Genomic DNA, 8,056 nt, shown 5'->3' on the forward strand with positions numbered 1-8,056 from the left:
CGATGGAACTTGGATGCTGAGTGATTTAACTTCGATTAATTGTGCATGTTAGTTGGGTGTGACATTACACGGCGTTATCTACAGTGTAGTCATTGGAATAGTTGCGCACTTTCCACTGGGTATTGCCAATTCGGGCATAGCTATTGCCACCAATGACTTGGAACTGACTGGTGCGCCAGATCACGACTTCATCGGTGTTTTTGTTTTTCCAGAACAGTCCCTGGCTACCTTGGCTGTTGAGTTGGATAGTGAATTCAATCTGCCAATCGGTGGGGACTTGTCCCAGTTTGACCCGATAGTTAAACTGGTTGCTGAAGTTAGCCCAGAGGCTGACTTCTCCGGTGGTGCTGTTCTGCCACAGGATATCTTTTTGACCATCGCCATTGAAGTCAGTGATAGCTTTGAGTTTCCAGTCGGCAGTGGTATCTCCGATCGAGAAGGCCGAGGCGAATTGGGTTTTGTTCATGCTCCAGGCGTAGTTCCAATTGTGCTGTTTATTGCGCCAAAGGATTTCGACATTACCGTCATTATTGAGATCAGTAATCTGCATGACTTGCCAATTAGTATCTGAGACTTTGCCCAGCCCAACACTGCTGCTGTAGCCAGCGGCGTTCATTTGCCAGAGGAGTAAATCGCCCATGCGGTGTCGCCAGAGGAGATTGATGCGTCCATCGTTGTTGAAGTCGGCCATGCCTTGGAGGCTCCAAGCACTATCGACGACGCCGAGGGCTTGACCACCTTGGATTTGGGTGCCGTTCATTGCCCATAGATAGAGTTCACCGGAGTATTTGTGTTGCCACAGCATGTCTTGTTGGCCGTCTTGGTTGAAGTCACCTCGACCTTTCATGATCCAGTTGGGGTCAACGATCGTAGGTAATGCGTTGGCTTGGGCGACGGTTTCTCCATCGAAGCGCCACAGGACGTTACCACCGGAGGGATTACGCCAGAAAATATCTGATGCCCCAGGATTGGTGATGTTGAGAGTGAAGGATTGGCTTTGGTCAGGTGTGGTACCGACGGAAGCATCATCGACGTTAACGGTGACGTTGTACTGACGTTTTGTCGCGAAGTTGGGGCTAGCACCGATGTAGTAGAGAGCGTTGCCTTGGATTTGGAAGCTAGCGGCATCGGCCCCGGAGAGGCTAAGGGTGTTGGTACCTAAAGCGTCATCGGTGATGGTGATATCTGCGACCTTGATGCCAGAACCAACGGTTGTCTTGGTGGCTAGTTGAGTAACGGTATTGGTTAGCGCTAGTGCAGTAGGAGCTTCGTTGACATCAGTGATATTCAACGTGAAGTTCTGGCTTTGATCCGGTGTGGCACCGACGGAAGTATCATCGACGTTAACGGTGACGTTGTATTGGTTTTTAGCTTCAAAGTTGGGTCTAGTACCGATGTAGTAGAGAGCGTTGCCTTGGATTTGGAAGCTGGCGGCATCGGCTCCGGAGAGGCTGAGGGTGTTGGTGCCCAGTGCGTCGTCGGTGATAGTCAAGTCCGCAACTTTAATGCCAGAACCAATGGTTGAATTTTCTGCGAGTTGGGTGACGGTATTGGTTAGCGCTAAAGCAGTGGGAGCTTCGTTGACATCAGTGATGCTCAACGTGAAGTTCTGGCTTTGATCCGGTGTGGAACCCACAGAAGTATCGTCTACGTTAACGGTGACGTTGTATTGGTTTTTGGCTTCAAAATTGGGGCTAGTACCGATGTAGTAGAGAGCGTTGCCTTGGATTTGGAAGCTGGCGGCATCGGCTCCGGAGAGGCTGAGGGTGTTGGTGCCCAGTGCATCGTCGGTGATAGTCAAGTCCGCAACTTTAATGCCAGAACCAATGGTTGAATTTTCTGCGAGTTGGGTGACGGTATTGGTCAATGCCAAAGCGGTAGGAGCATCGTTTGCATCAGTGATGTTGAGAGTGAAGTTCTGGCTTTGGTCAGGTGTGGAACCAACAGAGAAGTCGTCTACGTTAACTGTAACATCGTATTGGTTTTTGGCTTCAAAGTTGGGGCTAGCACCGATGTAGTAAAGAGCGTTGCCTTGGATTTGGAAGCTGGCGGCATCGGCCCCGGAGAGGCTGATGGTATTGGTGCCAACACCATCATCAGTGACACTTATATCTGCAACCTTGATGCCAGAACCAATGGCTGTATTTTCTGCCAGTTGGGTGATGGTATTGGTCAATGCCAATCCCGTAGGGGCTTCATTCAAAGCAATAGTAATGTCATCAATAAACCAACCTTCTTCTCCAAATGTATCACCTGCACTAAAGCCCCAACGCAATTGAATATTTTGGCCGACTGCGGCAGATGGTAAGTTAGCAATAACCTTTGAGAAAGTCCCTAGGGAGCCCCACCAAGCTTGCCTTGTTCCTAAGGGACTATTTTCCTCCCCATTTAATGGGCCTGTATAACCACCTTGAACAAAGCTGCCTCCGGCAGCCAGAATGTCAGTAAATGTTCCACCGTTGATTGAAATCTCTAAAACGCCTCCGTCGTAGCTGCTATCTGTTTGATATCTATGCTGAAATATCAACTGGGAGCCTGCAGATATACTATTAATTGTGGGTGAATTTAAAAAATTTGTACTGTTAGTCGATGGATTAATTGCAAAAACACTATTGCTGCCTGAACTGCTGCTTGAATTAGTAACTGTCCAGCCTGTCACTCCGCCCGTTGTAGAAAATGTCCAGCCTGCAGGTAACGTAGAGACTCCAACGGCATCAAAGTTCTCTGTAAAAAATGTAGGTAAGACTGCTTTGTAAGACTGTAAGGTGTCGATGGAGAATGCCAGCGATGAATCTATTATCCCTATCTGAAATTCCAAATCCCAGTCGCCGCCCAGAGCGCTATTGCCCGTCAGGTCATCGGAAGCGGCTACATCCGCCCCCGTCACCTGGGCAAGCAGATTGACAAACGCCTTGCCTGCCCCATCCTGCGCCACATTACAGCCATACAGCAAAATATCCGCATCCGCCGTCAGCGCATCGCCCCACGATCGGATCTGATTGACATAACTCGGTAGCGTTGCCAAGTTCAACGTCCCATTGGCAAAATCTAATTCCCCATCCTGGCCATGGGAAATGATGTGCAGACTAGAAATGCCCTGTTGTCCCAGAAGCGTTTGGGTAATTTGGGCGATCGCATCTTCTCCAGACCTGAGTTGGTAGACCTCTGTTCCCGGTTGCACCCCTTGCAATAATGTTGCGGCATCCTGTACCCCCGCATCAATGAAGAGCAGCGATCGACTCCCTGCGCCCAACGTCGGGGACGCGAGCGAAGTTTGATAGGCAGATTGGGGCAGTACAGTAGAAAGCGATTGTCCAGCAACAGAGAGAGACTGCAAGGTGTCCATAGACTTCTTGGGTGCAATGTTGGTGCAATGATTGAGTGAGTTGGGTGTTCCTGGGATGCAAGTTGGCACAAGTCAACCAGCCAGAACATTGGCCTAGAGTTCCCTGTTCAACCCTGTACTGCACTTTGTCTGCATTATTTTTCTGCGAGTTCAGCAAAATTGCGGAGTCCTAACTTTGCTGCCCGATCGGACGGACAATCGATAGAATTTGGAAAGGCTGTTCCATCAAGCCGATCGACTCTGTAAATCGACTCTGTAAATCGACTCTGTAATCTTGAGGTAGGGGCTGCACCGCTATGAAAAAACCCGTCGTTATTTGCGTCGATGACGAGCCGACGGTTTTAGACAGTCTCAAGATCGAACTACGTCGATCGATCAGTTCCACCTGTCTAGTAGAAACCGCCGAAGATGGCGCAGAAGCCCTAGAGTTACTTGAAGACCTCCAAAGCACCCAGCATCCCATTGCCGTCATCATTGCCGACTACATCATGCCGGGACTCAAGGGGGACGAACTGCTGCGCCTCTGCCATACCCAATCCCCCCAATCCCTCAAGATCTTGCTCAGTGGTCAAGCCGATTTGGAAGCCGTCAGCCGCACGATCGAAGCTGCCCAACTCTACCGTTTTATCCTCAAACCTTGGCACAGCGAAGACCTGACCCTAACCGTCAAAAAAGCCATCCATAGCTATCTCCAAGCCCAGCAGATCGAACAACAAAACCAAGAACTTCAAGACCTCTATCACCATGTTCTGATCCTCAATGAGGGGCTAGAACAGCAAGTTCAACAACGCACCGCCCAACTCAACCACAGTTTGCAAGAGCTACAGATCCTCAGCCAATTGAAAGATGACTTTCTCCATGCCGTCTCCCACGACCTCCGCACCCCGCTGACAGGAATGTTGATGGTTCTACGACGATTACAATCTCGCTCAGAGGATCCGATCGTTCTACCTCGCAATGTCCTCGATCGCTTAGTCGAAGGGGGCGATCGGCAACTCAAACTGCTGGAAACGTTAGTCGAAGCACACTTTAGCGAAATCCATGGTTTGCAACTGCGGCAGGAACCCCTCCAAGTCGATCGCTTTTTGCAAAACATCGTCCAAGAGCTAGAAGCCTTAGTTCAGGCGCAACAGGGACGACTGATTCTCGACTTACCCACTACCCTACCCGCCGTAGTGGCCGATGGTCTCCAGCTGCAGCGCGTCTTCGACAACCTGATTTCCAATGCGCTGAAATATAACGCTCCCGGCCTCACCATTCGTCTCAGTGCAACCGCCACCGAGGATGGCGTGAAATTTTCCGTCCAAGACGATGGGGTGGGCATGAATCAAACAGAATGTGATTCGCTGTTTGAGCGCTACGCAAGAGGCGGCAATCGGGCACAGCGATCGGTCGGCCTCGGGCTGGGCTTATTCCTCTGTCGTCAAATTATCCTCGCCCACGGCGGACGGATTAATGCCATCAGTCAACCGGGCCAAGGACTGTGCGTTGAGTTTCTCCTGCCGCAGTACCAAGAGCTTCTGGAGCGTCGATCTGGCCAGTTTATCCAGAGTCTTTCCTGATCCCCATTGGCCTCTTGGTTGGGTTTACTCTTTTGGCTTTCCTATCGTCCAGTTTGCCTGCTAGAGTGAGTGCAGACCCAAGGATTATTTCGATCGAACAGAGTAGGTTGTTAGGATTGCGCATTTGGCCGATCGCAGCCTGCCAGTTCCTGCAAGTTGACTCTCCCTATGCATAAGACTAGCGATTTACATGTTGTTGACACACGGGCACTCATGACTCCAGCCAAGCTGAAGTCCGAGTTTCCCATTACTGAAGCGGCGGCGGCCTTGGTGGCTGAAACCCGCGATCGAATTCGGCAGATTTTACGGAAAGAAGACGATCGCCTCTTGGTGATTGTGGGGCCTTGCTCGATCCATGATGTGGGAGCAGCCCTAGAATATGGAGAAAAGCTTCTGACGCTGCGGGAAGCCCTGGCAGACAAGCTGGAAATTGTCATGCGGGTCTATTTTGAGAAGCCTCGCACTACAACGGGCTGGAAAGGCTTGATCAACGACCCCCACTTGGACGGCAGCTATGACATCAACACGGGTCTACGTCTGGCTCGCAAGCTGATGCTGGACTTGGCTGATATGGGGATACCCAGCGCCACAGAACTGCTCGATCCCATCATTCCCCAATACATTGCGGATTTAATTTCCTGGAGTGCGATCGGGGCGAGAACCACCGAAAGCCAAACCCACCGGGAAATGTCCTCGGGCCTGTCCATGCCGGTGGGCTTTAAGAACGGCACTGATGGTGGCTTCCACATTGCTATCAATGCGATTTTGTCCGCCAGCCACCCTCACCATTTCCTGGGCGTTGACACCGAAGGTCGCGCCAGTATTGTGGCCACTACGGGGAATCCCGACTGTCACTTGGTGCTGCGCGGCGGCAAAGATGGCCCGAATTTCAGCGCTGAGGATTTGGCCAAGGCGGCGATGGAAATGGGGCGGCAGGGACTGGCAACCCGATCGATGGTCGATTGCAGCCACGGCAACAGCAGCAAGGATTATCGCAATCAACCGATCGTGCTGCAAAATCTGGCAGAGCAACTCAAGGCGGGCTCACCCTACCTCATGGGGGTGATGGTCGAAAGCCATTTAGTGGAGGGCAATCAGTCCATTCCCAAGGACTTGAGCCAGATGACCTATGGGCAAAGCATTACCGATGCTTGCGTGAACTTTGAGACGACGGTGGAAATGCTCCATACCTTGGCGGAGGCCGTTCCCAGTCAAGCTCCGGCGAGTGTTCCTGCGCAGCCACAAACCTTAACGGTTTAGTCCCATCCAATTTGGCTTCTCCTGCGTAATATGAGGTGAACAGGGCGGTTCGATCGAGCCTCCCTGTTTTGTTTAAGGCGATTGTCAGGGGCTAGGGCTGGTTGCGATCGGGCCAACTCCGATCGAGCCTTTAAGTGATGGCCGATCGCCTAGGGGTTTACCGAGGAAAGTCAATTATGGAATTGAATCTGGTGGATTGGCTGCGATTGTTGCATCCGATTTTGGCCGTTACGGTCGTGTTTCCGCTGTTGGGGATTGTGGTGAGTCGTGCGGTGCTGACCCGATCGCGGCGTTTAGGTTCCAGTGACGATCGCAAAAAAATTCCCGCCAACGTTGGCCCAGAACATGTACAAACGGGGCACTGGCTCGCGATCGCGGTGATTGGCATCTATTTACTCGGCTGTGCCCGTCCCATGGTGGCCTTCTGGCTCAAGCAGCAAGCCTGGAGTCAAATGCCTCTGCAAGTGCTGCTGGTGCTGCTGACCTATGGCATTACCCTAGGCGCACTGTGGGGTATTTTTAAAGCAGCGAACCAACGGGTTTGGCGGTTTACGTTTGCTGGGTTAACGGCGATCGGGTTAATTGTTTTAGGCTGGCAGGAGGGAATTTTTCGGCGGGATAATGAGTGGCTGATTTCTCATTTTTATTCTGGGTTGGCGGCAACGTTATTGATGGTGTTTTCGTTAGCCATTTTGCCGGATATCTATCGCGATCGCAGTCAAACCTGGCGCAGGGTTCATATTGCAGCCAATACCCTTGCGATGATTTTATTTATTGCCCAGGGCATTACGGGAACCCGCGATTTGTTAGAAATTCCTCTGAGTTGGCAGGAGTCTACGGTGTATGCCTGCGACTTTGACAAAGCTTCGCCTACCTACAAAACCTGTCCCCCCGTGACGAAATCGCTGAAATAAGCAGGGCGAGACAAGCTGCCACCCTAGGGGAATAGTGTACAAATAAAATCCTAGTTGGGTGGATGGGTGGATGGGTAGACGGGTAGGTGGGTGGATGGGTGGACGGGGCGGTGGGTCACTGCATCAGGGATTATGGGGTGTCTAGGGGTTTGAGTGCTTCGGTTATGGTTACGGGGTCTTGTTGGGATAGCAGTTCGTAGAGGTAGCAGGGGGCCAGCTCTTGGGGGATGGCCTCGAACGATCGGGCGACGATCGCGGCGTTGGAGCCTTCTTCGTATCCGATTAACCACAGGGCTTCAGCGCCTACGGAGCCGATGATGTGGGGGGATGTTTCCCATGCGATTCCTGGCCAGCGTTCTTTATTTTTAATTTTCATCGATTAAGTTCTCGTAGGCTTTTTCGGCGCGATCGGCGACTTCGGTGTCGGTCAGGTCGGCCATCATGTTGGTGGCGATGCTTTGGATTTCTCGACTGAGATCCAGGAGTACCAGAAGTTTGATGTCTTCCCAGGTGGAGTCGGGGCTGAGGCTGGCGAGGGCGTTTTGAATGGCTGAGGGTGGGATGTTGCGGGCTTGGGCGTAGGGGGTGGTTGACAGGATTGCTGGGCTGAGTCCTGAGAGCCGATCGATAATTTCTACTTTTTTCATTGAATACTAATTCCTTCAGTTGGTTTCTATTTCATTGGGTTGCTCAGTGAATCAGGAAGGTCGGACTAATACCGAATCAACTTGTGATTGCAATACATAACGATCCCCCTAAATCCCCCTTTTTAAGGGGGACTTTGAAAGAATTTGATGAATTCCCCCCTTTTTAAGGGGGGCTAGCGATTATCTTGAAAGTCAAGTAGGTTGGGGCAGAACTTGCCCTGGATTAGCTATGGCCGCAGGGTTCCAGAAGGTTCCCTGCTTGACCATGGCATTGAGAATCGTCAGCAACTTTCGCATACAAGCCACTAACGCAACCTTCTTGGCCTT

At 51.5% G+C, this 8,056-nt stretch carries 7 protein-coding genes and 1 pseudogene; 3 read left to right on the forward strand and 5 right to left on the reverse strand.

Features of this window, described 5'->3' with window-relative positions:
- Window positions 1-64: 64 nt before the first annotated feature.
- Both ACN4EG_RS20505 and ACN4EG_RS20510 read right to left on the reverse strand, forming a co-directional pair.
- Window positions 65-3,346, reverse strand: coding sequence for a DUF4347 domain-containing protein (locus ACN4EG_RS20505; protein ID WP_431632050.1), 3,282 nt, complete (start codon window positions 3,344-3,346; stop codon window positions 65-67).
- Between the two features lie 169 nt (window positions 3,347-3,515).
- The gene (locus ACN4EG_RS20510; protein ID WP_431632051.1) at window positions 3,516-3,638 is read right to left on the reverse strand and encodes a hypothetical protein; all 123 of its coding nucleotides are present in this window, start codon (window positions 3,636-3,638) and stop codon (window positions 3,516-3,518) included.
- 4 nt (window positions 3,639-3,642) lie between these two features.
- Between ACN4EG_RS20510 and ACN4EG_RS20515 the strand changes: the two genes are divergently transcribed.
- From ACN4EG_RS20515 to ACN4EG_RS20525, 3 genes are all read left to right on the forward strand, one after another.
- The gene (locus ACN4EG_RS20515; RefSeq protein WP_431632052.1) at window positions 3,643-4,908 is read left to right on the forward strand and encodes a hybrid sensor histidine kinase/response regulator; all 1,266 of its coding nucleotides are present in this window, start codon (window positions 3,643-3,645) and stop codon (window positions 4,906-4,908) included.
- 168 nt (window positions 4,909-5,076) lie between these two features.
- A complete protein-coding gene (locus ACN4EG_RS20520; protein ID WP_431632053.1) occupies window positions 5,077-6,168 on the forward strand; it encodes a 3-deoxy-7-phosphoheptulonate synthase in 1,092 nt (363 codons plus the stop codon).
- A 176-nt stretch (window positions 6,169-6,344) separates the two neighbouring features.
- The gene (locus ACN4EG_RS20525) at window positions 6,345-7,082 is read left to right on the forward strand and encodes a DUF4079 domain-containing protein (RefSeq protein ID WP_431632054.1); all 738 of its coding nucleotides are present in this window, start codon (window positions 6,345-6,347) and stop codon (window positions 7,080-7,082) included.
- A gap of 130 nt (window positions 7,083-7,212) precedes the next feature.
- Here ACN4EG_RS20525 and ACN4EG_RS20530 read toward each other — a convergent pair whose 3' ends face one another.
- The 3 genes and pseudogenes from ACN4EG_RS20530 to ACN4EG_RS20540 all read right to left on the reverse strand — a co-directional run.
- Complete coding sequence (locus ACN4EG_RS20530) at window positions 7,213-7,458, reverse strand: hypothetical protein (RefSeq protein ID WP_431632055.1); 246 nt, start codon at window positions 7,456-7,458, stop codon at window positions 7,213-7,215.
- The gene (locus ACN4EG_RS20535) at window positions 7,448-7,729 is read right to left on the reverse strand and encodes a hypothetical protein (RefSeq protein ID WP_431632056.1); all 282 of its coding nucleotides are present in this window, start codon (window positions 7,727-7,729) and stop codon (window positions 7,448-7,450) included. Before ACN4EG_RS20535 ends, ACN4EG_RS20530 begins: the two co-directional genes overlap by 11 nt.
- A gap of 192 nt (window positions 7,730-7,921) precedes the next feature.
- A pseudogene (locus tag ACN4EG_RS20540) lies at window positions 7,922-8,056 on the reverse strand (IS110 family transposase); the annotation flags it as partial.

Origin of the sequence: Alkalinema pantanalense CENA528 (assembly GCF_050753345.1) — a bacterium.
Classification (GTDB): Bacteria; Cyanobacteriota; Cyanobacteriia; order Leptolyngbyales; family Leptolyngbyaceae; genus Alkalinema; species Alkalinema pantanalense.